We start from the raw sequence: 24,060 nt of genomic DNA on the forward strand, positions 1-24,060 counted from the left end.
CGCGCTCTATCGACTACGAATCATTAAAGGCATCGATCATGAACTACGAAGACATCCTCTATGAAGTGCGCAACGGCGCGGCATGGATCACCATCAACCGGCCCGACAAGATGAACGCGTTTCGCGGCCGCACCTGTGACGAACTGATTCACGCGCTCAACAAGGCGGGCTACGACCGAGAGATCGGCGCAATCGTCCTTGCCGGTGCAGGCGACAAGGCGTTCTGCACGGGCGGCGACCAGTCCGCGCACGCGGGACAATACGACGGACGCGGCACGATCGGCCTGCCGATGGAAGAGCTGCACACGGCGATTCGCGACGTGCCCAAACCCGTGATCGCACGCGTGCAGGGCTATGCGGTGGGCGGCGGCAACGTGCTGTGCACGATCTGCGATTTCACCATAGCTTCCGAAAAGGCCGTGTTCGCCCAGGCGGGCCCGAAGGTCGGCTCGGTCGATCCGGGTTACGGCACGGCGTTTCTCGCTCGCGTGGTGGGTGAAAAGAAGGCGCGTGAAATCTGGTATCTGTGCCGCCGCTATCCGGCTGCCGAAGCGCTGGCCATGGGCCTCGTGAACGCCGTCGTGCCACACGATCAGCTCGACGCGGAAGTTCAGAAGTGGTGCGATGAGATCATGGAAAAGAGCCCCACGGCCATTGCGATCGCCAAGCGCTCGTTCAATATGGACACCGCGCATCAGGCCGGCATTGCGGGCATGGGCATGTACGCGCTCAAGCTCTACTACGACACGGAAGAGTCCCGCGAGGGCGTGCGCGCGTTCCAGGAAAAGCGCAAACCCGAGTTCCGCAAGTACGCCAAATAACGGTGTCTCCGTGACGATCAGGATGACGAATGAATAGAGCAGGCCGCTTCAAGGAGACACCATGAATCCGTATATCGACGAAGACCTCGTCGCGCTCGGCGAGCACGCGCGGCGCTTCGCACAAGGGCGCGTCGCGCCTGGCTTTATCGAGCGCGACACCACACGCGTGCTCGATCGCGGCCTCATGCGCGAAATGGGCGAGATGGGCTTCATCGCGCCGGAATTGCCCGAGCAGTATGGCGGCCAGGGCCTGGGCTGCCTCGCCGCCGGGGTGATCCACGAGGAGATTGCGCGCGCGGACCTGAGCCTCTCGTACATCAACCTGCTCGCCTCGCTCAACGGGCAGATACTCGCCAAGCATGCCGCCCCCGAGATTGCACGGCCGTGGCTCGAACGCCTCACGCAGGGCCGCGCGCTGCTCGCAATCGCGCTAACGGAGCCGCGCGGCGGCTCGGATGCCGCGAACCTGCGGCTGAAAATGGAGCGCGTGGGCGATCACTACGTCCTCAACGGCGAGAAAACTTCGATTTCGGCCGCCGATCAGGCCGACGCCGCCGTGGTGTTCGCGCGCACCGGCAGCGTGGCAGACGGCGCGCGAGGCGTCTCGGCCATTCTCGTGCCGATGGATCTGCCGGGCGTTACGCGCAATCGCTTCGACTGCCACGGCCAGCGCGCGATCGGACGCGGTTCGATCTTCTTCGAGAACGTGCGCGTGCCGGTGGACCATCTGCTGGGCGACGAGGGCAAGGGCTTCGTCCAGGTGATGCAGGGCTTCGACTTTTCGCGCGCGCTGATCGGCCTGCAGGTGCTCGCCGTGGCGAACGTGAGCCTCGAAGAAACGTGGGAGTACGTCGCGCAGCGCGAGGCCTTCGGCAAGCCGCTCTCTGCATTCCAGGGCGTTTCGCATCCGCTCGCCGAATACGCAACCCAGGTGGAGGCCGCACGGCTGTTGTGTCTGCAAACACTGTGGCTCAAGGACCGTGGGCTGCCGCATACGGCCGAAGCCGCCATGTGCAAATGGTGGGGGCCGAAGCTCGCCTACGACGTGGTGCATCAATGCCTGCTTTCGTTCGGGCACGGCGGCTACGACCGCGGGCCGCTCGAACAGCGCCTGCGCGACGTGCTCGGCTTCCAGATCGGCGACGGCACGGCTCAGATCATGAAGACCATCATCGCGCGCTCGAACGCGGGCCGCGACGCGGTGCCGGCATGATGCGCGCCGCCTGCGACGTTTCCTGCAACGCCACGGGAGGGTGCACATGGAGTTCGACGCGGTACTGATCGGGCCGCGCCGGGCGCGGGAGGAGGCACGGCGCTGGTGGCCCGGGCGCACCATCAACGACGAACTGGACGCCTGCGTGGCCGAATGTCCGGCGAAGATCGCGCTTACGGCGGTACGAATCGAAGACGGAAAGACCACGCGCTTCACCTACGCGCAGATGGCGCGCATGGCGGACCGGATTGCCGTTGGCCTCGCTCGGCTCGGTGTGGTAAAGGGCGACGTGGTCTCGATGCAACTGCCGAATTGCTGGCAGTTCACGCTGCTGTATCTTGCGTGCTCGCGCATCGGTGCGGTGCTCAATCCCCTCATGCCGATCTTTCGCGAGCGGGAGTTGTCGTTCATGCTCAACCACGGCGGCAGCAAGGTGACGATCGTGCCGCAGCGCTATCGAGGCTTCGACTACGAGGCCATGCTGCGCGCGTTGCGGGCTGAACTACCCGCCTTGCAGCACGTGGTGGTCGTGGGCGCGACTGACGCAGGCGAGCCGGCGCGCAACAGTTTCGAAGCGCTGCTGAGCGGCCCGCACTGGGAGGAAGCGAGTGATGCCGAAGCCATCCTCGCCCACAATCGCCCAAGCCCCGACGACGTGACGCAACTGCTCTACACCTCCGGCACGACGGGCGAGCCCAAGGGTGTGATGCATACGGCGAACACGCTGTTTTCGAACATTCATCCTTACGCGCAGGCCATGCGTCTAGGCCGCGACGATGTCGTGCTGATGGCCTCGCCCATGGCGCATCAAACCGGCTTCATGTATGGCCTCATGATGCCGATCGCATTGCGGGGGAGCGCCGTCCTGCAGGACGTATGGCAGCCCGAGGCGGCGCTCGCGCTCATCTCGCAGGAGCGTGCGACGTTCACGATGGCGTCCACGGCGTTTCTCGGCGATCTCGCCAACGCGGCCATCGAGTCAGGCACGCGCGTGCCGACGCTGCGCACGTTCTTGTGTGCGGGCGCGCCCATTCCCGGCGCACTGGTCGATCGCGCACGCACGGCGCTGGGGGCGAAGATCGTCTCCGCGTGGGGCATGACGGAGCTGGGCGCCGTGACGCTCACGCATCTGGACGACGAAGACGAACGCGCCTCCACGACCGATGGCGCGCCGCTGCCGGGTGTGGAAGTGAAGGTGGTGGGCGAGAACGACCAGGCGCTGCCGCCGAACGTGGCGGGGCGGCTATTCGTGCGGGCGTGCTCGGGATTCGGCGGCTATCTCAAGCGCGCGCACCTCAATGCGACGGACGCGCAAGGCTGGTTCGACACGGGCGACCTCGCGATCGTCGACGAGCGCGGCTACATCCGCATCAGCGGCCGCAGCAAGGACGTGATCATCCGCGGCGGCGAGAACATTCCCGTGGTGGAGATCGAGTCGCTGCTCTATCGTCATCCCGCCGTTGCGCAGGTGGCGATCGTCGCGTATGCGGACGAGCGGCTGGGCGAGCGCGCCTGCGCCGTGGTCGTGGCGAGGCCCGGCGAGGCGGTCGATTTGCCTTCGCTCGTTGGCTTTCTCAAGTCGCACAAGGTTGCCGTGCAGTACCTGCCCGAACGGCTATGGCTGCTCGACGCCATGCCGACCACGCCCGCAGGCAAGGTGCAGAAGTTCCGGTTGCGCGACATGCTGCGCGAAGCCGATGTCAGAAAACTTGCCGGAACATCCAGTAGAGACCCGCAGCAAGCGCAATCGAAGCCGGCAACGTGAGCACCCACGCGAGCACGAGGTTGCGCACGGTTCCCCACTGAAGGCCCGAACCGTTCGCGGCCATCGTGCCGGCCACGCCCGAAGCGAGCACGTGCGTGGTCGATACCGGCAGGCCGTAGACATCGGCCATGCCGATCGTGATCATGGCCACCGTTTCGGCCGAGGCGCCCTGACCATAGGTGAGATGCTGCTTGCCGATCTTTTCGCCCACCGTCACGACGATGCGCTTCCAGCCCACCATCGTGCCGAGACCGAGCGCGAGCGCCACGGCCACTTTCACCCAGGTCGGAATGAACTTGGTCGAGTGGTCCATCTGCTTGCGGAAGGTGTCTAGCACTTTGGCGTCAGCGGGTGACATCTCCGGTGCCTTCGCCTTTTGCATCAGGCGGATCGCTTCGCTCGCCACGTACATGTCGTTGCGCACGTTGTCGACGATCGCGTCGGGCACCGTCGCCATCGAGCCGGACAACGCGACCTGGTCGGCGATGGTGTCGGTGAGCAGGCGCAGCGCGGGCAGCGTGGCGGGCGTGAGCCGGCGCGTGCGCACGAATGCCTCGACCTCGGCGCGCGCGTTCTCGGGCGGCGCGCCGTGCGCGTAGCGGCCCAGCGTTGCGGACGCCTCGCGCGCCACGACCACGAACGCCGTGGTTTGCTCGGGCGTGACCGCCTTGTTGAGCGCATAGGCGGTCGGCACGACGCCGATCAGGATCAGCATGATGAGGCCCATGCCCTTCTGGCCGTCGTTCGAGCCGTGGGCGAACGAAACGCCGGTGCAGGTGAGGATGAGCAGGATGCGGATCCAGAGCGGCGGCGCCTGGTTGGCTTTGGGCTCGGCATAAAGCGCTGGCACTCGCACGAGCAGCTTGAGCACGAGGAGCAGCAGGGCGGCCATGACGAAGCCGACCACGGGCGAGAACAGCAGCGCCTTGCCCACGCCCGACGCCTGGTCCCAGTCCACGCCGCTCGTGCCCGAAGGCCCGCTGATGAACTGGTTCATGATGCCCACGCCGATGATCGAGCCCACGAGCGTATGCGAACTGGATGAAGGCAAGCCGAAATACCAGGTGCCGAGGTTCCAGACGATCGCGGCGAGCAGGAGCGCGAACACCATGGCGAAGCCGGCGCCGCTGCCCACCTGGAGAATGAGTTCCACCGGCAGCAGTTGCAGGATGCCGAACGCGACCGCGCCGCTGGAGACGAGCACGCCGATGAAATTCCACGCGCCCGACCACGCCACCGCGAGATGCGGATCGAGTGAGTTCGTGTAGATGACGGTGGCGACGGCGTTGGCGGTGTCGTGAAAGCCGTTCACGAACTCGAAGCCGAGCGCGATGAGCAGCGCAAGCCCGAGCAGGATGAAGGGCAGCGCCGAGCTTTCGCGCACGGCGCGCAAATCGACGACGAGATGATCGATTACATAAATCGCCCCGGCCGCGATGACGGCGAGAAAAAGGGCGATGCCAATACCGCGGCGGCGTGCGCTCTGCGCGCGGTAGGGGGACAAGGGTATGTCCGGCATGAAAGCGTGGGGGCTCTGGTCAATCCGCTCGGGGAAGCGCCTCGGCGCAGCGTATGCGGGTTCGCAAACATGCGTGGCGCGGTGCCGCGTCGGCAGCTGAAAGAGCGATGCGGACGAGACGACGCAGTGTCGCACAATTGACAGAAATCAGACACGGACGTGACGCCGCACCGGTTCGCGTGCGGGCGCGCTTTTGTGACTTTTCACAATCACCTTATCCGCTTTCCCAGTTCTCCCGGCGCGGCCAAGCCCGTAGCATGGACGTGAAACGCGGCACGTCGCATACAAGCCGCGCATTGATTTCATGGAGACGAACGTGTCGAAAGCCCCCTGGCTCGCCAGCTATGGCGAGATTCCCGCTACCATCGATCCCGACCGGCATCCGTCGCTCGCGCATATGTTCAATGAGGCGATGCGCGAACATGCGCACCGGCCGGCATTGCGCGCGGGCGATGCTTCGCCGGGCGACGCTTCGCCGGGCGACGCTTCGCTCAGCTACGCCGACGTCGATCGTCTCTCGCGCGATTTCGCCGCGTATCTGCAGCACGTGGGCGTGAAGAAGGGCGACCGCGTCGCCGTGATGTTGCCGAACCTGCTCGCGTTTCCCATCGCGCTGATCGGCATCGTGCGGGCAGGGGCGGTGCAGGTGAACGTGAATCCGCTCTATACGCCGCGCGAGCTTCAGCACCAGCTGGCGGATTCCGGCGCGCAAACGCTCGTGGCGTTCGACGGCGCGTTGCCGACGTTCGATGCGATCCGGGCGAATACGGCCGTCAAGAACGTGCTGAGTGTCGCCGCGAGCGATTGCACAAGCGCGAGCGGTGAGCGCGATGCGCAGCCCGGCTCGTTTGCGGCGGCGCTCGCGCAGGGCGCCGGCTTGCCGTTCGAAGCCCCCGCGTTGTGCGGCGACGATCCGCTCTTCCTGCAATACACGGGCGGCACGACCGGGCTATCCAAGGGTGCGCTGCTCACGCACCGCAACCTCGTCGCCAACGTCGAGCAGTTCAAGACCTTCATGCCGGGCTTCATGAACCCGGGCGAGGAAGTCGTCGTCACCGCGCTGCCGCTCTATCACATCTTCGCGTTGACGGTGAATCTCATCACCTACTTCTCGATCGGCGCCGAGAACTGGCTCGTTGCGAACGCGCGCGATCTGGGCGGCGTGATCGACGTGTTCAAGGCCGCGCGGCCGACGAGCTTCATGGGCGTGAATACGCTCTATGCGGGGCTCGTTGCGCATCCGCGCATCGGCGAGGTCGATTTTTCGCGGCTGCGGCTCGCGGGCGGCGGCGGCGCGGCGATCATTCCCACGGTGTCCGAGCGCTGGCAGGCCATGACGGGCGGTTTCATCCGCGAAGGCTACGGACTATCGGAGACGAGCCCGGTGCTGTCGTTCAATCCGGGGAGCGTCGATCGCTTCACCGGGACGACGGGACTGCCGGTGCCCTCCACCGACGTCAAGCTGATGAACGACGGCGTCGAAGCCGCGCCGGGTGAGCCGGGCGAGATCTGCGCGAAGGGTCCGCAGGTGATGCAGGGCTACTGGAACCAGCCCGAGGCCACGCGCGCCGCCTTTACGGACGATGGCTACTTTCGCACCGGCGACGTGGGCGTGTTCGACGAGCGCGGCTTCCTGCGCATCGTCGATCGCTCGAAGGACATGATCCTCGTTTCGGGCTTCAACGTGTATCCGAATGAAATCGAGGCGGTCGTGACCGCGCTGCCGGGCGTGGCCGAATGCGCGTGCGTGGGTGTGGCCGACGAACGCAGCGGCGAGGCCGTGCGTGTGTTCGTGGTGCCCGCGCGTGAGGCGGCGCTGAGCGAGGAAGCCGTGATCGCGCATTGCCGGGCGCAACTCGCGGCGTACAAGGTGCCGCGCGTGGTGAGCTTCGTTCAAGCGCTGCCGAAGTCGACGGTGGGCAAGATCTTGCGGCGGGAATTGCGCGACGCGGGGTGACGCGCGACAGGGGCGCGCCGCGTCATTCAGCGCGCCGCGCTCTTCGCCTTCTTCACCGCTAGGCGCCCCTTCCTCTCCTTCTTCTTGCCATCGCGCTGGGCACCCTGCGTCGCTCCGCGCAGCTTCAGCGCGATATCCAGCCGCGCAATCCAGTGCGCATCAGCGAGCTTCGCGCCCAGCAGCGTCTCGATGCGCTCGAGCCGGTAGTCGAGCGTGTTTGGATGTACACCTAACGTTTCGGCCGTCTGGCGCCGGCGCTGGCCGCTTGCAAACCACGCTTCGAGCGTGGCGAGCAGGTCGGCCTCCGTCGCCAGCTGCTCGGCGAGCGAGACGAGATAACGCAGCACGTTGGCGCTGCTGCGCACACTCTCCTCGATTGCAATCGAGGAAAAGCGGTGCACGCGCAGGAAATCGCTATTCTCCTCGCTGTCGTCCACGTGGCTGCCCCGCGGCGCAAAGTCCACCGCCTTGAGCGCCTCTTCCACCGAGGCCGCCCAGCCGCGCGCCCCTTCGTTCATGAGCCCGATGCCGATGCTGCGCACGCGCGGCTCGGCGCGCGCGAGCGCGGCCGCATGCTCGGTCACGCGCTGGTCGTTGCGCGTCATCGAATCGCCGCGCACGCACGGCAGCCAGAACACCAGCCGCTCGCGATGCCACGCACGCACCAGCGCGTCGGGCTTCAGCTCGAAGTGCCGCGCGGCGCTGAGCGCGAAACGGTCGAGCGCATCCTCGCGCACCGAAGGCGCGTGGTCGCGCAAATCCAGATCGACAGCGAGCGCAATGCGCGGCAGCGTGGCGTCGAGGCCGAGCGCCTCGACGGTCTCGCGAAAGCGCGCGGCGTCATCGGGGGCATGGAACACGAGGTCGTACAGCTGCTGCAGCAGCGAGCCGCGCCAGCGTGCTTGCTGGTGCTGCTCGTCGAGATAGGCTTCGGCGATGTGCTCGGCCATCGCGTCGAAGTAATCGAGCAGATAAGGCGAAATATCGAATAGCAGTTCATGCGCGAGCGCCGGGTCGGCCTCGGCGAGCTCCGTGCAGGTGCGCCACAACTCACGCGCGCCCAGGCGAAAGGCCCGCAGCAGCGAACGCAGCGGCACGTTCTGGTGGACACGTCGGCGCGCGAACGCCGCAGTCTGATCCATGACTTCGGCGGTGGGCGGCGTGCCGTCGAGCAGGCACTGGAACCACTGGTTCGCGGAAAACGCGATCGACGTGAAGATGTCCTTGCGCGCCGCCGCAGAGAGCGCGCTATAGCCTTCGAGCGAGAGCAGCGTGTCATAGGTGCGCTGAACAGCCTTGGGCTGGGTTTTGGCGAGCGTGCGAAGCCTGCTGCGCAGGCGTGGGCTGATGGCGGGAACGGGGGGCGGCACGGTGAGTTCGCGGATTCGCGTGGATTCGTTTAGGCGATATCCGCGAGTGTACTCAGCGCCGTGCCGCTGCGTCGAGGGGGGGGCCGTGCAGGCGGCCCCCGCCGGTGCATCGGAACACCGGATCAGAACAGCAGCGCGATACCGGCCATGCCGACGAACTGCGAGCGCGTGGACGAAGGCGTGGAGTTTTGCGAGTCGCCCACGGCGGGGCTTGCGTTGACGATGTTGCCCGCGCCGTTCGCCCCGAGCGTCTGGCCGCCGGCGTGCTGGTAGGCCTGCAGCGCATAGAGCGTGGTGCGCTTCGAGAGGTGGTACGACTCCTTGAGCGAGTACTGCTGGTAGCGCGCCGCGCTCGTGATGCCGTTGGCCTTCGAAGCCAGCGTATAGGCGAAGCCGCCGCCCACGTCGAAGGCCGGCGTGAAGCGATACACGGCGAGCGCCGCCCAGGTGTTGAAGATGGCCGTGTCGTGGAAGATCGACTTGCCGCCCGCGATGTACTGAACGTTCGAATACGACGCGCCGAGGACCAGGTTGCCGAGCGTGTAGTTGCCGCCCGCCGCGATGTGCTGGACCGCGCTAGCCGAGACGTAGCCCGTATTAAGCGACGACTTGCCGAAGCTGCCCGTTGACGAACTGTCGAATCCGCTCGTCAACTGCGCGTTGTCCATGCGCAGGATGGCCGCCGCGAGGCTCACCGGGCCGGCGGAGTAGCGCAGCGCGGCGCTCCACGTCTGCCCCTTGCCGGTGCTCCCCGCAATGCCGCCGAGCGCGTACATGGCGCTCGCCTGCACGCCGTAAAAGATCGGCGAGGTGTAAGTCGCCGAATTGTTGATGCGCACGGTCGTGTCGAGACCGTCGATATCGCCAGGGTGCGCGCCGGTTGCGCCGGTGAGCCACGAGCTTCCCGTGAGCGGACCGACGAACAGGTAATACGGCGTGTACTGACGGCCGGCCGTGAACGTGCCCAGGTTCTGGTTTTGCAGGCCCACGTAGGCCTGGCGATTGAAGATCAGTCCGCTCGACGACAGCGCGCCCGAGTTGAGGTCGAAGCCATTCTGCAGGTCGAAGATCGCGAACGTGCCGCCACCGAGATCTTCCTTGCCCTGCAAGCCGAACTTCGACGCATACAGGTTGCCCTGGCGCAGATAGACATTCGAGTGACCGTTCTGGTTGTTGACGTAGGTGATGGCGTCGTCTACTGCGCCGTAAAGCGTAACGCTGCTTTGCGCAAACGCGGGGCTGGCCACGAGGGCTGCGCTAGTCGCGAGGAACGTGCCGATACCAAGGCCTGCTTTCTTCATCGTTGTGTGTCTCCGGGTGAGATTTGGACTGCTTATATTTTTCTTTGCTACGCCGCATGACTTTCAGGTCGATGCGGCGTGCGTACTGCTGCGCGAAGTGACTACGGTGACTGCGTTTGAATCAATCCAGCGGTTTGCCTGCGCTCTGTGCGGCAAGTGCGCGCTGGCGCGCCTGCGCCGCGAGGCGCACGGCTGCGTTGGGCGCGCCGTAGTCGTCGTAGCCGCCGCGCCGCTCCACGATCTCCAGGAAGAAGCGCTGGTCGAGCGTCTCCGTATAGGCGTGCAGGAACTCGCCACCGCGCTCGTCGCGGTCGTAGAGCAGGTTGTGGTTGCGCAGCGCGTCGAGAAACTCGGGGTCGAGGGCGTGGCGCGCGTCGAGATCGTCGTAGTAGTTCGCCGGTATGCGCAAGAGCGGCACGCCGGCCGCCTCGAATTCGGTCACGGCGCGGAAGATGTCGCCGGTGCTGAACGCCACGTGATTCAGGCCTGTGCCGTGGTAGGCGCGCACGGTTTCTGCCGCGGCCGTGTGCCGGTCCACCGAGGCGTTGAGTACCACGCGCAGCCCGCGGTCGCGGCTCATGAGCGCCCGGCTGCGCACGAGGCCGTACGGATCGGGCAGCAGCACGGCGGGCGTCGCTTCGAGCCCGAACGCCGACTTCAGGAACAACACCCATGAATCGAACGAGCCGGCAGGCAGCGAAAGGCTCACGTGATCGATGCCCGCGATCGGTCCTACTTCGACCGGGCCGTCGATATCCGTGAGCGCGAAATCGGCCTCGAAGAGGGTGGGCTGGCCCGGCTCCTCGTTAACGAAATAGTTAAGACTGCCGTCCGGCCCCTGGACGGCGGGCACCACGCGCTCGTTCGGACCCACGCGGCCCGAGAACGGCTGGTAGCCAAATCCCGCCGCGCGTTCGAGCGCGAGGCGCGCATCGTCCACGCGAAACGCCGAGGCGCAGAGCGAGAGCCCGTGGCGCTGGAAAAACGCGTCGGCGAACGAGTCGGGCTCGGCGTTGAGGACGATGGCGGCCGAGCCGTGCTGATAGAGCGTCACGTCCTTCGAACGATGCTGGCCCGCGCGGCGGAAATGCAGCTTTTCAAGCCAGTTCGCCACATGCGCGCGGGCGGTGTCGTCCACGGCGAACTCGAGGAATTGCCACTGCGCGTTCGCGGGTGCGGCGCTCGGGTGGTAGAGCGCACTCGCTTCGACATGCTCCGCCTGCAGGGTTTCGCGCGTGAGCGATTCGAGCAGCAAGAGCGAACGATGGCCGTCGGCGGCCGTGGCGGCGGGCGGCGCGCCGCGAAAGCCGTCGTTGAAGATTTCGAGCGAAAGCGGGCCCGTGTAGCCGCTTTTCACCACCTGGGCCGTGAAATCCGCGAGCGCGAAGTCGCCCTGGCCCGGGAAGCAGCGATAGTGCCGGCTCCATTCGAGCACGTCCATTTGCATTCTCGGTGCATCGGCGATCTGCACGAAGCCGATGCGCGCGCCCGGGATCGTAGCGATGCCGTCGGGCGCGTCATCGAGCGAGAGCGTGTGGAAACTGTCCAGCGCGAGCGTCAGGTTCGCGTGATCGACGGTGTTGACGAGCCGCCACGCGTGGCCATAGGTGCGCACGTGGCGTCCCCACGCAAGCGCCTCATAACAGATTGTCACGCCCGCTTCCCCGGCGGCCTGCGCGAGCGCGCCAAGCTGTTCGGCGGCGAGGCCGTCGTCGCAGATCGTGTCGGGCGAGACATTGCTGCACACCAGCAAACGGTCCGTACCCAGCTGATGCATGACGTCGAACTTGCGCTTCACGCGTTCGATGTTGCGCGCGAGGCGCTCAGTCGCAACGCCTTCGAAATCGCGGAACGGCTGGTACAGCACGATATCGAGGCCGAGATCGCCGGCCATGTGGCGCACGTCGGCGGGCGAGCCTTCGAAATAGAGCAGATCGTTCTCGAAGATTTCGACCGCGTCGAAGCCGGCGGCGCGGATCGCGGCGAGCTTGTCGGCGAGCGTGCCGCTGATCGACACCGTGGCGATCGAGCGACGCAGCGCGCGAGAGGGGGCGTGGAGCGGCTTGGACATGGGCATGGCGAGCTTGCTGACGGCGACTTCGGTGTTGAACAAGGGTCCGGCGCGGCGGTGTAGGGCGGGCATTTAACTAACTGGCGCACCGCAGACACACTTGCCGCTGGAGTGTCCGAAGGATACGCCAAACTAACTAGTTAGTACAAATTCTGGCAAACCCCAGGTGACCGGTGTGCCGCTTCGCGGCACACTGGCGACCATGCGGTGAAACATGCAACGGTTCTCGAGCATGCGCCGTGCCGGTCGTCAAGCTGTTCTGGAGTGTGTGTAATGGGAATGCCTTCGGTGCTGGTCCTGAACGGACCGAACCTGAATCTGCTGGGAACGCGGGAGCCTGCGATCTACGGCGCTGAAACGTTAGATGACGTTGCCAACCTGTGCCGCGAGGCGGCGGCGCGTCTTGGGCTCGAGATCGATTTTCGCCAGTCGAACGCCGAGCATCAGCTGATCGACTGGCTGCACGAAGCGCGCACGCGCGTGGACGGCATCGTCATCAATCCGGCTGCCTATACGCATACGTCGGTGGCGATCGCCGATGCGCTTTCCGCCATCGCGAAGCCCGTGATCGAGGTCCATATCTCGAACGTGCACAAGCGCGAGGCGTTCCGGCACCATTCGTTCGTTTCGCCCATTGCAGAGGCCATCATCGTCGGCTGCGGCACGCAAGGGTATGTGCTCGCGCTGGAGCGCATGGCCACGCTGCTCGCCAAAAAGGTGACGAAATGAGCGCCCAGAACCACGCCAAAACGAATGCGCTGGGCGCGCGCGCAACCGCCAACTCGTTTCTCTGCGGCCTGATCGGCTCGGGCATCGGCGGTTCGCTCACGCCCGCGATGCAGGAGCAGGAAGGCCGCGAACTCGGCTTCCACTATGTATATCGGCGCATCGACCTCGAAGCGCTGAAGCTCACGCCCGCCGCGCTGCCCGAGTTGCTGCTGGCCGCCGAGCGCATGGGTTTCGACGGTTTGAACATCACCTATCCGTGCAAGCAGGCCGTGATCGAACTGCTCGACGAACTCTCCGATGACGCCCTTGCGCTCGGCGCCGTGAACACGGTGCTCTTCCGCGACGGCAAGCGCATCGGCCACAACACCGACTGGTCGGGTTTCGCGCGCGCGTTCCAGCGCGGCCTGCCCGATGTCTCGCTCGAAGCGGTGGTGCAACTGGGCGCGGGCGGCGCGGGCGCGGCGGTCGCACACGCGGCGCTGCAGATGGGCGCCCAGGCGCTCACGCTGTTCGACGTGGACGCTTCGCGTGCCGAATCGCTCGCCAGCGAATTGCAGGCGCGCTTCCCGGCGGCTCGCGTGAGCGCGGGCGGCGATCTGCGCGAAGTGCTCAAGCACGCCACCGGCCTCATCCACGCCACGCCTACCGGCATGGCGAAGCTGCCCGGTATGCCGTTGCCTGCGGAGTATCTGCACGAGCGGCTGTGGGTGGCGGACATCGTCTATTTCCCGATCCGCACCGCGCTGCTCGAAGCGGCCGAGGCGCGCGGCTGCCGCACGCTGAGCGGCGGCGGCATGGCGGTGTACCAGGCAGTGGATGCGTTCCGGCTGTTCACGGGTGTCGAGCCCGACGCGGAACGCATGTATGCGCATCTGCAGTCCATGCTGGCGGCGAATGCTGCAAGCGCCAGCGAATAACAACGACAGCGCGCGGCGGGAGTCAGCGCAAAAGCGCCAACTCCCGTCGACCGCCACATGGGCATGGGACAGGAGTAAACGCTGAAGCGCCAACTCCTGTCGACCGCCACATGGGCATGGGACGGGAGTAAGCGCTGAAGCGCCAACTCCCGTCGACATATCGGAGACGAAGACATGGCACCACCCGTATCCACGGGGCGCGGCGACGCGCCGAACCTTTCCGCAGCCGCCCCCGTCGAGGGCGCGATGCGCCGCTCGAAAGCGCGCTATCGCATCCTGGGCCTGCTGGCCGTCGGCACGATGATCAATTACCTCGATCGCACCGTGCTCGGCATCGCAGCGCCGCAGCTCACCAGGGAACTGGGCATCAACGCGGCGCTCATGGGCCTCGTGTTCTCGGCGTTCTCGTGGAGCTACGTCGTCGCTCAGATTCCGGGCGGCGTGTTCCTCGACCGCTTCGGCAGCAAGTTCACCTACTGGCTCTCGATGACGCTCTGGTCGATGTGCACGCTCGCTCAGGGCTTCATCAGCGGCGTGGGCGCGCTGTTCGCGTGTCGTCTGGGTCTCGGCGCCGCGGAGTCGCCGTGCTTCCCGACCAATAGCCGCGTGGTCGCCACATGGTTCCCGCAAAGCGAGCGCGCATTCGCCACGGGCACCTATACGGTCGGCGAATACATCGGTCTCGCGTTCTTCAGTCCGTTCCTCTTCGCGCTGATGGGGGCGTATGGCTGGCGCTCGCTGTTCTACGTGGTGGGCGGCGTGGGCATCGCGTTCGGCCTCGTGTGGTGGTTCCTGTATCGCGAGCCGCACGAGCACCCCGCGGCCAACCGCGCCGAACTCGACTACATCGAGGCGGGCGGCGGTCTCGCTCGCCACGAACGCAAGGCCGACGCGCAAGCGGCTGCCGGCGAACCGAAAAAGCAGGGTTTCGACTGGCGCATGGCCGGCAAACTGGTGCGCCGCCGTCAGCTCGCGGGCATCTGCCTCGGGCAGTTCGCGGGCAACTCCACGCTCGTGTTCTTCCTCACGTGGTTCCCGACCTATCTCGCCACCGAGCGCCACATGGGCTGGCTCAAGATCGGCTTCTTCGCGATCATGCCGTTCATTGCCGCGTCGATCGGCGTGATGTTCGGCGGCACCTTCTCCGACTGGATGCTGCGCCGCGGCATCTCGGCCAACGTGGCGCGCAAGCTGCCGATCATCGCCGGTCTGCTGCTCGCCTCGACGATCATTCTCGCGAACTTCGTGGACAGCAACGTGGCCGTGATCGCGATCCTCTCGGTGGCGTTCTTCGCGCAAGGGATGGCTGCGCTCGGCTGGACGCTCGTGTCGGATATCGCGCCGGCCGGCATGCTCGGTCTCACCGGCGGCATCTTCAACCTGGCGGCCAATCTCGCGGGCATCATCACGCCGCTGGTGGTGGGGCTGATCGTGGGTGCGACGGGCTCGTTCGTCTGGGCGCTCGTATTCATCGGCGTGATCGCGCTGATCGGCGCGGCCTCGTATATCTTCATCGTGGGCGATATCAAGCGCATCGAGCTGTAAGGCTCGCAGGCCGCCTGCGCGCGGGCTTTCGGCGGGACAGCGGGGCGCGGCACCTTCTATAGGGCCGCGCCCCGCGTGCTAAAATCGCCGGCATTCCTTCCCTGCTGCGGGCCAAAAAAACATGGCAAGACCGGCGGCTTCGGCCGAACGCAACGATGCTCAATCCGAAAGCCGGCGTAAGTACGATCCCGAGCAGACCAGGCGCAATATCCTCGAAGTGGCGACGGCCGAATTCTCGGCCATGGGTCTCGCAGGCGCGCGTGTAGACGCGATCGCCGAACGCACCAACACCACCAAGCGCATGCTGTATTACTACTTCGGCAGCAAGGAAGGGCTGTACGAAGCGGTGCTCGACAAGGTCTACGGCGACATCCGCGCGCTCGAACTGGACCTGCACATCGACGAACTGGACCCTATGGAAGGCCTGCGGCGGCTCGTCGAATTCACCTTCGACTATCACGACCGCCACCGCGACTTCGTGCGCCTCGTGACCATCGAGAACATTCACGGCGCGAAGTACATCGAGCGCCTGAAGACCTTCCGCAGCCGCAACGCCAGCGCAATCCGCACGATCGAAGACCTGCTCGCGCGCGGCGTGGCGAGCGGCGCATTTCGCGAAGACATCGATCCCATCGACCTGCACCTGCTCATCAGCTCGATGTGCTTTCATCGCGTAGGTAACCGCCACACGTTCGGCGCGGCGTTCGGGCGCGACCCCTCGCATCCGCGCTTGCGTGCGCGCCATCGCGAGATGGTCGTCGACGCTACGCTGCGCTTCGTCAAGAAGTAAAGCGCTCCCTGCGCGGCGGCCGCCCCGGCCGCTTTGGCTGTTTCTCGCCCGCCCGCCGATGCGGGACGCATCGCCCACGGCGCGCCCGCGTCCCCGCGCGGCGCTGCGCCGGGCCGCCAAAAGGCCCGGCGAACTCTGCAGATTTATCTCCGAAAGCCCGGCAAGCCCCGTCCTGCGTGGCTGACCGCTAGCATCGCTTGTTCCATAAAAGTGCGCAAACCCATTACACTACGGCGGTCAAGGCCGCCGCGCGCGGCCTCGCCCTGCGCAGCCGCGCCCCGCCTCGCCGGCAGGGCGGTCGCGCCGGCCCACGCCACCGGAGAGTCTTTAGCGCAATGAGCACCGCCATGCCCCGTTCCGGCCGAGCCGGCCTGCCTCGACAGACTCAGGCTCGCTTCACCCTCGGCACACGCATCGTCCTCAGCTTCGGCTTGCTGTTCGTGCTCATGCTCGCGATGGCCGCGATCTCGTGGGACCGCCTGCGCGCTATCGACAGCGAGGCGATGAGCCTCACGAGCGATTCGGTGCCGGGCCTGTTCTACGCGACCTCGCTGCGCGCGGCGGCCAACCAGACCTATAGCCTCGTTGAACGCGCGGCCTTCGTCGATGCCGACCCGGAAAGCGTGGCCCGCGACCTGTCGGGCCTGCCCGCTGCCTTGGCGCGGGTCGAGGAGACCGCACGGCAGTATGAACACACGCTTTTTCGCAGCGACGACCGCGAGCGCTTCCAGCGCTTTCGCGACGCTTACGCGCGCTATCTGCCGCTGGTGAAGGCGGTAGTGAGCCAACTGCCCGCCTCGCGCCCCGCCGCGCAGGCCGCGTTTGCGCAGATCGGCCCGGCGTGGCAGGAGGTGCTCGCCACGGCCAACACGCTCGTCGACGAAAACCGTCAGCAGGCCGACGAGTCCGCGCAGACCATCCGCAACTCGGTCACGGGCACGGAGATCACGCTTGCCGCGGCGCTGGGCGTCGTGCTGCTCGCGGCGCTCGCCACGGGTTACGCGCTCTATCGCGCGATTACGGTGCCGATGGCGCGCCTCGTGGATGTGCACGACTCCATGCGCACCGGCAACCTCTCGCAGCGCCTCGCGCTAGACCGCACCGACGAATTCGGCGTGCTCGAAGACGGCTTCAACCGAATGAGCGACGAACTGGCCAGCCTCGTCGCCCAGGCGCAAAAGTCGTCGCTGCAGGTCTCGACCTCGGTGGCCGAAGTGGCCGCGACGTCGAAAGAGCAGCAGGCCACCGCGAGCGAGACGGCCGCCACCACGACCGAGATCGGCGCGACCTCGCGCGAGATTTTCGCCACGGCGCGCGACCTCGTGCGCACCATGAGCGAGGTGGCGACAGTGGCCGAGCAGTCGGCCGGGCTCGCCAGCACGAGCCAGAGCGGCCTCACCCACATGGAAGACACCATGCGCAGCGTGATGGAAGCGGCGGGCTCGGTGAACGCCAAGCTCGCCATCCTCAACGAGAAGGCCGTGAGCATCAATCAGGTGGTGGCGACGATCACGAAGGTGGCCGACCAGACCAATCTGCTTTCGCTGAACGCGGCGATCGAAGCGGAGAAGGCGGGCGAGTACGGGCGCGGCTTCTCCGTGGTCGCGACTGAAATCCGCCGCCTGGCCGACCAGACTGCCGTCGCGACTTACGACATCGAGCAGACCGTGAAAGAGATCCAGTCAGCGGTTTCGGCGGGCGTGATGGGCATGGACAAGTTCGCGGAGGAGGTACGGCGCGGCATGCACGACGTGCAGGCCGTGGGCGCGCAGCTTTCGCAGATCATCGGCGCGGTGCAGACGCTCGCGCCGCGCTTCCAGGTGGTGAACGACGGCATGCAGGCGCAGGCCACGAGCGCCGAGCAGATCACCCAGGCGCTCACGCAGCTTTCCGAAGCCGCCCAGCAGACGGCGGAGTCGCTGCGCCAGTCGTCGCAGGCCATCGACAATCTCACGCTCGTCGCCAACGAACTGCGCACCGGCGTGTCGCGGTTCAGGATCGAGGCGTGACGCGGGAGCGGCGATGCTCTTCCTGGTGTTCGAACTGGACGGCGAGCGTTACGCGCTCGATGCCCGCGAGATTGCGCACGTGCTGCCGCTCGCGCCCGTGCGCGCGTTTCCGGGCACGCCCGCGTATATCGCCGGCGTGATCGACTACGAGGGCGCGCCCGTGCCCGTGGTCGATCTGCCGATGCTCGCGTTGGGGCGGCCTGCGCGCACGCTCATGTCCACGCGGCTCGTGCTCGTGTATGACGGTGACGCCGCGACCGGCGCCGCTGCCGCTCATGCGCCGCCGCGCCGCCTCGCGCTGCTGCTCGAAAGCGCGACGCGCACACAGTCGATTGCGCCCGAGCGCTTTGCCGAAGGCGGCATTGCCACGCCCGAGGCGCGCTGGCTCGGGCCCGTCGCGCGCGACGAGCGCGGCTTCGTGCAGTGGGTGAAAGTCGCCCAACTGCTCGATGCGCGCGTGCGCGCGCTGCTCTTTCCCGATCCGCCTTCGTGGCAAGGCGCCCCATGAGACAGGCCGACCCGCGCTTTGCCGGCTGGCTGCTCGAGGAAACCGGCATCGACGCCGAATCGCTGGGCGCCAACGCGCTCGCCCGCGCGGTGGGCTCTCGGGCGGCAGTGACGCTCGAGGTTCACGCGGACCTGCATCCGGCCGACACGCGCAAGGAGTGGATGAGCGGCGCCGCGCTGCCCGACTGGGCGCGCGAAGCCTACTGGCAGCGTCTCACGACCACGCCTGCCGAGCGCCAGGCGCTGATCGATGCGCTCGTGGTGCCCGAGACCTGGTTCTTTCGCGAGCGCGAGGCCTTCGCCGCGCTCGCGCGCCTCGGCACGAAGCGGCTGGCCGCGCAGCCCGGCGACGTGCTGCGCGTGCTGAGTGCGCCGTGCTCGAGCGGCGAGGAGCCGTACTCGGCGGCCATGGCGTTGCTCGACGCGGGCCTCGCGCATGAGCAGTTCGCCATCGACGCGATCGACATCAGCGGCCAGTCGATTGCGGCGGCCGCGCGCGGCGTGTATGGCCGCAACGCGTTTCGGGGCGACGGCCTCGCGTTTCGCGACCGCTATTTCGAGGCGGCGCCGGACGGATGGTGTATCGCCGCGACGGTGCGCCGCGCCGTGACCTTCGAGCGCGCGAACCTGTTCGAATGGCTCGCGCCGCACCCGGTGCGCTACGACTTCATTTTTTGCCGCAACGTGCTCATCTATTTCGACCGCGCCTCGCAGGACCGCGCCATCGACCTGCTGCGTGCGCGCCTCTCGGCGGGCGGCATGATCTTCGTCGGACCGGCGGAAACGGGGCTGATGATGCGCCATGAGATGGTGTCCGCCTATATTCCGCTCGCGTTCGGTTTTCGCGCGCCGGAACCCGGCGCGACGGCGGATCATCAACATCCGGCGAGCCCGGCGGCCGCCGTGCCGCCTGCGCTCACGCCGCTGCCGGTAATTGCCGCCACGGCAGCGGCGCCCGCATTCGGCAGCGCGCCGGTGTTTGCACCGTTGGACGCGCCGCTGGCCGCGGCAGCGCGCGGGTCCGCGCCGTCGCGGCTCTCGCTGCGGCCCTTGCACGTCGCGCCGGCTCCGCGCGCGGCGGCCGTGATGAACGCCCACGCGGCGGACGGGCCGTCCATTGGCGCCACGCCCGAAGCCGCGCTTGCCGACGCGCGTCGTCTCGCGGATGCCGGCGCGCTCGACGAGGCCGAACGTCTCGCCACGCAAGCGGCGCAGGCGTTGACGCAGAACGCGGGCACCTGGTACCTGCTCGGCCTGATCGCCGATGCGCAGGGCCGCGCAGCCGCGGCGCTCGCGCACTATCGCAAGGCCATCTATCTGGAGCCTTCGCACTACGAAGCGCTCACGCATCTGGCGGCGCTGCTCGAAGTGCAGGGCGATGCCGAAGGCGCGCGCCGGCTGATGCGCCGTGCACAGCGCGCCGCGCAGGAAGTCGCACAGCGTGCCGAACCGGACGCAGGAGGCCCGCATGTCTGAGCGCGAACTGGAGCAAGACCGCGCGCAGGACCTCGTGCCGACGTCGCAACTGCCCGAGCAGTGCTGGAAAGTCATCGGCACGCTGGGCGACAACTCGTGCCCGCGCCTCGAGACGTGCGTGCGCTGCCTGAATTGCCCGATCTTCGAAGAAGCGGCGGCGCGCATGCTCGACCGTCCCGCGCCGCTTGCGCCAACCGCGCTTGCGCTCGAACGCGCGCCTGAGTCAGTGGACACGCGCACGCGCGAGGCAGGCTCGCTCGTGTTTCGCGTGGGCGGCGAGTGGCTCGCGCTGCCTGCCACCGCGCTGCGCCAGGTGCACGAGGCACGCGCCATCCACACGCTGCCGCACCGGCGCAGCGCCGCCGTGCTGGGCGTCGTGAACGTGCGCGGCGTGCTCACGCTCGCGGTATCGCTGGCCGCGCTGCTGCGTATCGATGCCGCGGCGCCCGGCGCACCGTCGCGCGCCGCCACGCCGCGCCTGCTCGTGACCGAATGGGCGGGCGCAACGACGGCGTTTCCCGTCGATGCCGTGGAGGGCGTCGCGAACTTCGGCGCCGACGCGCTCCTGCCCGCGCCCGCCACGCTCGCGCAGTCGGCCGGGCGGCACGTGCGCGGCGTGACGCACTGGCGCGGGCGTTCGGTGGGCGTGCTCGATGCCGAGGTGCTATTCGATGCGCTTGCAAGGAGTTTGCGATGAGCGACGACGAACTGAGCCGCCGCTCGCTGCTCGACCTCTTCCATGAGGAGGCCGCTGCGCAGACGCGCACGCTTTCCGCGGGCCTGCTCGCGCTGGAGTCCGCACCCGAAGATGCCGCCACGCTGGAAGCCTGCATGCGCGCGACGCACTCGCTCAAGGGCGCCGCGCGCATCGTCGGGCTGCCCGAGGCGGTCGAGGTGGCGAGCGCGATGGAGGATTGCTTCGTGGCCGCGCAGCGCGGCGAGTTGCGCATCGACGCGGCGCGCATCGATGCACTACTCGTCGGCATCGATTTGCTGAGCGCGGCAGGCGATGCCGACGCGCCGCCGCTTTCACACGAGGCGGTCGTGGCGTTCGCGGCGCGCCTTCAGGGTGGGGCGCAGCCCAGCGTGTCCAACACCACCGCCGAAAGTGCGCCCGAAACCGACGACCTTGCCGCGCTCGCGGCGTCACTGCGTCTGCCCGAGCCGGAGCGTGAGGCGGTGGCGTCCACCGACGTCGAACCCGCGCCACTCGCGCAACCCCTGCCACCCCGCTTAGCCGACGCCGAGCGCATGCTGCGCGTGCGCGCCGGCACGCTCGACCGCTTGCTCGGCTTCGCGGGCGAATCGCTGGTGGAGTCGCGCCGCATGCGGCCGTTCGCGGAAGGGCTCTTGCGCACGCGCCGCGCGCAGGGCGACGTGCTCGCGGCGCTGGGCCAGTTCCAGGAGCGCCACGGGGATGCGCTCGACGCCGACGCGCGCGACGCACTCGCGGAAATACGCCATGCGGTTGCGTCGCTCGATCGTCAGCTATCCGAACGATTCGACGACGTCGATCGCATCGACCGGCGCGGCACGCAACTCGCGCAGCGCCTCTACGACGAGGCCCTGCAGTGTCGCATGCGGCCGTTCGGCGACACGGCGCACACCTATCCGCGCGTGGTGCGCGATCTTGCGCGCTCGCTTGGCAAGCGGGTGCGCTTCACGATTGCCGGCGAGTCGACGCAAGTAGACCGCGACATCCTCGAAATGCTCGACGCGCCGCTCGGCCACCTGCTGCGCAACGCGCTCGACCACGGTATCGAAGACCCCGAAACGAGACAGCGCGCGGGCAAGCCGGAAGAGGCGAGCCTCACGCTCGAAGCGCACCATAGCGCCGGCAAGCTGCTGATCGCCGTGGCCGACGACGGCGCGGGCATCGATCTCGACGCACTGCGCGCGAGCATCGCCGCGCGCTCGCTCGCGCAGCCCCAGGCCGTGGCCGCGATGTCCGACGCCGAGTTGTTCGACTTCCTGCTGCTGCCGGGCTTTTCGCTGCGCGACACCGTCACTGACGTGTCGGGCCGCGGCGTCGGCCTCGACGCCGTGCAGAACTTCGCGAAGGCCGTGCGCGGCACGGTGCGCATCGAGAGCGCGGCGGGGCAGGGCACGCGCTTCGTGCTGCAGTTGCCGCTCACGCTTTCGGTGGTGCGCAGCCTGATCGTCGAGGTCGCGGGCGAAGCCTATGCGTTCCCGCTTGCGCACGTGCGCCGCGCGCTCAGCGTGCCGCGCAGCACGATCGAGATGCTCGAAGGCCAGCAGCACATTGCCTTCGAAGGGCGGCCCGTGGGGCTCGTGACCGCGCGCCAGCTGCTCGGCGCGGGTGCCGAAGCCACGACCACGGAAGACCTCAACGTCGTGCTGGTGGGCAGCGAGGCGGGCCTCTATGGCGTGGCCGTGGACCGTTTCGCGGGCGAGCGCACGCTCGCCGTGCAGCCGCTCGACGTGCGTCTGGGCAAGGTGCGCAATGTCTCGGCAGCGGCGCTGCTCGACGACGGCGAGGTCGCGCTGATCGTCGACGTGGAGGACATCGTGACGTCGGTCGCGCGTCTCGTGCGCGACGGACAGCTCGCGGGCGTGGCGCGCGGGGGCGCACACGATGGGGCGCGCGCACGCAAGCGCATTCTCGTTGTCGAGGACTCCTTGACGGTGCGGGAGCTGGAGCGCAAGCTGCTCGAAAAACGCGGCTACGACGTCACGGTGGCGGTGGACGGCATGGACGGCTGGAGCACCCTGCGCAACGCGCACTTCGACCTCGTCATCACCGACGTCGACATGCCGCGCATGGACGGCATCGAACTCGTCACGATGATCAAGGGCGACGCGATGCATCGCAACGTGCCGGTGATGATCGTCTCGTACAAGGATCGTGAAGACGACCGGCGGCGCGGCCTCGACGCGGGCGCCGACTACTATCTGACCAAGGGCAGCTTCCACGACGAAGCGCTGCTCGACGCGGTGAACGACCTGATCGGAGAGGCGACGGGATGAAAATCGGTATCGCCAACGACATGCCGCTAGCAGTCGAGGCGCTGCGCCAGGCCATCGCGACGCGGCCGGGCCATCGCGTGGTGTGGGTCGCCGCGAACGGCGAGGACGCGGTGCAGTTCTGCGCGGCACAGGTGCCCGACGTGATCCTCATGGATCTCGTGATGCCGAAGGTCGATGGCGTAGAGGCCACGCGGCAGATCATGGCGCGCTCGCCGTGCCCCATCCTGATCGTCACCAGCAGCGTGGGCGCGAACGCCTGGCGCGTGTACGAGGCGATGGGCGCGGGCGCGCTCGATGCTGTCGATACTCCCACGCTCGCCGGGCCCGACACGCGCCGCACCATGGACCTGCTGCTCGCGAAAATCGAGCAGATCGGGCGCGTGTCGGGCGCGCTCGATCTCGCCGCGCGCGCGCCGGCGTTCACCGCTTCCGGCATGCCGAAAGCGCCGCTCATTGCGATCGGCGCCTCGGCGGGCGGCCCCAGCGCGCTCGCCACCGTGCTCGCTGCGTTGCCCGCCGGTTTCGGCGCGAGCGTCGTGATCGTGCAGCACGTGGACCAGTCGTTCGCCGCGGGCATGGCCGCCTGGCTCGACGGCCAGACGCCGCTCACGGTGCGCATCGCGCTCGAGGGCGAGCAGCCCGAGCCCGGCTGCGCACTGCTCGCCGCGACCAACGATCATCTGCGCATGACAGCGGGCGGCAAGCTGGCTTACACTCGCGAGCCGGCCGACACACCCTACCGTCCCTCCGTCGATACGTTCTTTCACAGCCTCGTCGAGCGCTGGACGGGCGAGGCGATTGGCGTGCTGCTCACGGGCATGGGACGCGACGGGGCGATCGGCCTGAAGGCGATGCGCGCCAAGGGCTGGCACACCATCGCCCAGGACGAGGCGACGAGCGCCGTATACGGCATGCCCAAAGCGGCGGCGGCGCTCTTCGCCGCGCGCGCGATCCTGCCGCTCGACGCCATTGCCGCCGAGCTTGCGAGCCGGGTGAAACTCCCGCATCAACCTGCCGGCTAGATGCCAGCCATCACGAGACGCGACCGATATCATGACCGAGAAGTCCAATCTTCCAACCAG

At 67.5% G+C, this 24,060-nt stretch carries 18 protein-coding genes; 14 read left to right on the forward strand and 4 right to left on the reverse strand.

The features are described from left to right. Positions 1–38: 38 nt before the first annotated feature. From badI to aliA, 3 genes are all read left to right on the forward strand, one after another. Positions 39–821 (forward strand): 2-ketocyclohexanecarboxyl-CoA hydrolase, encoded by a 783-nt coding sequence (gene badI / locus AB3X99_RS14170; RefSeq protein ID WP_069268610.1) that lies wholly within the window; start codon positions 39–41, stop codon positions 819–821. A 61-nt stretch (positions 822–882) separates the two neighbouring features. Further along, complete coding sequence (gene aliB, locus AB3X99_RS14175) at positions 883–2,034, forward strand: cyclohexanecarboxyl-CoA dehydrogenase (RefSeq protein ID WP_069268609.1); 1,152 nt, start codon at positions 883–885, stop codon at positions 2,032–2,034. A gap of 46 nt (positions 2,035–2,080) precedes the next feature. Further along, positions 2,081–3,799 (forward strand): cyclohexanecarboxylate-CoA ligase, encoded by a 1,719-nt coding sequence (gene aliA, locus AB3X99_RS14180; RefSeq protein ID WP_368617262.1) that lies wholly within the window; start codon positions 2,081–2,083, stop codon positions 3,797–3,799. On the opposite strand, the gene AB3X99_RS14185 is transcribed toward aliA, so the two are convergent. Continuing rightward, entirely contained in the window at positions 3,735–5,318 is a 1,584-nt protein-coding gene (locus AB3X99_RS14185) for an inorganic phosphate transporter (protein WP_368617263.1), read from the reverse strand. The genes aliA and AB3X99_RS14185 overlap by 65 nt on opposite strands. 316 nt (positions 5,319–5,634) lie before the next feature. On the opposite strand from AB3X99_RS14185, the gene AB3X99_RS14190 reads away from it, so the two are divergent. Continuing rightward, positions 5,635–7,275: an AMP-binding protein gene (locus AB3X99_RS14190; protein WP_368617264.1), complete on the forward strand. Its 1,641-nt coding sequence runs from the start codon at positions 5,635–5,637 to the stop codon at positions 7,273–7,275. Positions 7,276–7,301: 26 nt separating this feature from the next. On the opposite strand, the gene AB3X99_RS14195 is transcribed toward AB3X99_RS14190, so the two are convergent. The 3 genes from AB3X99_RS14195 to AB3X99_RS14205 form a co-directional block, all read right to left on the reverse strand. Then, positions 7,302–8,645: a PucR family transcriptional regulator gene (locus tag AB3X99_RS14195; protein WP_368617265.1), complete on the reverse strand. Its 1,344-nt coding sequence runs from the start codon at positions 8,643–8,645 to the stop codon at positions 7,302–7,304. A gap of 122 nt (positions 8,646–8,767) precedes the next feature. After that, positions 8,768–9,946 (reverse strand): porin, encoded by a 1,179-nt coding sequence (locus AB3X99_RS14200; protein WP_069268606.1) that lies wholly within the window; start codon positions 9,944–9,946, stop codon positions 8,768–8,770. 121 nt (positions 9,947–10,067) lie between these two features. Then, entirely contained in the window at positions 10,068–11,984 is a 1,917-nt protein-coding gene (locus tag AB3X99_RS14205) for a bifunctional sugar phosphate isomerase/epimerase/4-hydroxyphenylpyruvate dioxygenase family protein (protein WP_368617346.1), read from the reverse strand. Positions 11,985–12,290: 306 nt separating this feature from the next. On the opposite strand from AB3X99_RS14205, the gene aroQ reads away from it, so the two are divergent. From aroQ to AB3X99_RS14255, 10 genes are all read left to right on the forward strand, one after another. Further along, positions 12,291–12,746, forward strand: coding sequence for a type II 3-dehydroquinate dehydratase (gene aroQ / locus AB3X99_RS14210; RefSeq protein ID WP_069268605.1), 456 nt, complete (start codon positions 12,291–12,293; stop codon positions 12,744–12,746). Further along, entirely contained in the window at positions 12,743–13,663 is a 921-nt protein-coding gene (locus tag AB3X99_RS14215; RefSeq protein ID WP_368617266.1) for a shikimate dehydrogenase, read from the forward strand. The genes aroQ and AB3X99_RS14215 overlap by 4 nt, the downstream gene beginning before the upstream one ends. A 246-nt stretch (positions 13,664–13,909) precedes the next feature. Beyond that, entirely contained in the window at positions 13,910–15,208 is a 1,299-nt protein-coding gene (locus tag AB3X99_RS14220) for an MFS transporter (protein ID WP_368606027.1), read from the forward strand. 121 nt (positions 15,209–15,329) lie between these two features. Next, positions 15,330–15,998: a TetR/AcrR family transcriptional regulator gene (locus AB3X99_RS14225; RefSeq protein WP_069268602.1), complete on the forward strand. Its 669-nt coding sequence runs from the start codon at positions 15,330–15,332 to the stop codon at positions 15,996–15,998. 335 nt (positions 15,999–16,333) lie between these two features. Beyond that, entirely contained in the window at positions 16,334–18,007 is a 1,674-nt protein-coding gene (locus AB3X99_RS14230; RefSeq protein ID WP_368617267.1) for a methyl-accepting chemotaxis protein, read from the forward strand. 13 nt (positions 18,008–18,020) lie between these two features. Continuing rightward, complete coding sequence (locus AB3X99_RS14235) at positions 18,021–18,515, forward strand: chemotaxis protein CheW (protein WP_342947445.1); 495 nt, start codon at positions 18,021–18,023, stop codon at positions 18,513–18,515. Next, positions 18,512–19,990: a CheR family methyltransferase gene (locus AB3X99_RS14240; RefSeq protein ID WP_368617268.1), complete on the forward strand. Its 1,479-nt coding sequence runs from the start codon at positions 18,512–18,514 to the stop codon at positions 19,988–19,990. Before AB3X99_RS14235 ends, AB3X99_RS14240 begins: the two co-directional genes overlap by 4 nt. After that, on the forward strand, positions 19,983–20,687 hold the full coding sequence (locus AB3X99_RS14245; protein ID WP_368617269.1) for a chemotaxis protein CheW: 705 nt from the start codon (positions 19,983–19,985) through the stop codon (positions 20,685–20,687). Before AB3X99_RS14240 ends, AB3X99_RS14245 begins: the two co-directional genes overlap by 8 nt. Further along, the gene (locus tag AB3X99_RS14250; RefSeq protein WP_368617270.1) at positions 20,684–22,978 is read left to right on the forward strand and encodes a hybrid sensor histidine kinase/response regulator; all 2,295 of its coding nucleotides are present in this window, start codon (positions 20,684–20,686) and stop codon (positions 22,976–22,978) included. Before AB3X99_RS14245 ends, AB3X99_RS14250 begins: the two co-directional genes overlap by 4 nt. Then, positions 22,975–24,000: a chemotaxis response regulator protein-glutamate methylesterase gene (locus AB3X99_RS14255; RefSeq protein ID WP_368617271.1), complete on the forward strand. Its 1,026-nt coding sequence runs from the start codon at positions 22,975–22,977 to the stop codon at positions 23,998–24,000. Before AB3X99_RS14250 ends, AB3X99_RS14255 begins: the two co-directional genes overlap by 4 nt. The last annotated feature ends 60 nt before the right edge of the window (positions 24,001–24,060 follow it).

The organism is Paraburkholderia sp. BR10882 (genome assembly GCF_040948855.1).
GTDB lineage: Bacteria > Pseudomonadota > Gammaproteobacteria > Burkholderiales > Burkholderiaceae > Paraburkholderia > Paraburkholderia nodosa_A.

What these genes read in the sequence shown, in the direction of transcription:
- aroQ (WP_069268605.1), top strand. Translation starts at nt 12,291, where the DNA reads ATGGGAATGCCTTCGGTGCTGGTCCTGAACGGACCGAACCTGAATCTG.
- aliB (WP_069268609.1), top strand. Translation starts at nt 883, where the DNA reads ATGAATCCGTATATCGACGAAGACCTCGTCGCGCTCGGCGAGCACGCG.
- AB3X99_RS14255 (WP_368617271.1), top strand. Translation starts at nt 22,975, where the DNA reads ATGAAAATCGGTATCGCCAACGACATGCCGCTAGCAGTCGAGGCGCTG.
- AB3X99_RS14225 (WP_069268602.1), top strand. Translation starts at nt 15,330, where the DNA reads ATGGCAAGACCGGCGGCTTCGGCCGAACGCAACGATGCTCAATCCGAA.
- AB3X99_RS14215 (WP_368617266.1), top strand. Translation starts at nt 12,743, where the DNA reads ATGAGCGCCCAGAACCACGCCAAAACGAATGCGCTGGGCGCGCGCGCA.
- AB3X99_RS14230 (WP_368617267.1), top strand. Translation starts at nt 16,334, where the DNA reads ATGAGCACCGCCATGCCCCGTTCCGGCCGAGCCGGCCTGCCTCGACAG.
- AB3X99_RS14240 (WP_368617268.1), top strand. Translation starts at nt 18,512, where the DNA reads ATGAGACAGGCCGACCCGCGCTTTGCCGGCTGGCTGCTCGAGGAAACC.
- AB3X99_RS14185 (WP_368617263.1), bottom strand. Translation starts at nt 5,318, where the DNA reads ATGCCGGACATACCCTTGTCCCCCTACCGCGCGCAGAGCGCACGCCGC.
- AB3X99_RS14250 (WP_368617270.1), top strand. Translation starts at nt 20,684, where the DNA reads ATGAGCGACGACGAACTGAGCCGCCGCTCGCTGCTCGACCTCTTCCAT.
- AB3X99_RS14235 (WP_342947445.1), top strand. Translation starts at nt 18,021, where the DNA reads ATGCTCTTCCTGGTGTTCGAACTGGACGGCGAGCGTTACGCGCTCGAT.
- AB3X99_RS14220 (WP_368606027.1), top strand. Translation starts at nt 13,910, where the DNA reads ATGCGCCGCTCGAAAGCGCGCTATCGCATCCTGGGCCTGCTGGCCGTC.
- aliA (WP_368617262.1), top strand. Translation starts at nt 2,081, where the DNA reads ATGGAGTTCGACGCGGTACTGATCGGGCCGCGCCGGGCGCGGGAGGAG.
- AB3X99_RS14200 (WP_069268606.1), bottom strand. Translation starts at nt 9,946, where the DNA reads ATGAAGAAAGCAGGCCTTGGTATCGGCACGTTCCTCGCGACTAGCGCA.
- AB3X99_RS14245 (WP_368617269.1), top strand. Translation starts at nt 19,983, where the DNA reads ATGTCTGAGCGCGAACTGGAGCAAGACCGCGCGCAGGACCTCGTGCCG.
- badI (WP_069268610.1), top strand. Translation starts at nt 39, where the DNA reads ATGAACTACGAAGACATCCTCTATGAAGTGCGCAACGGCGCGGCATGG.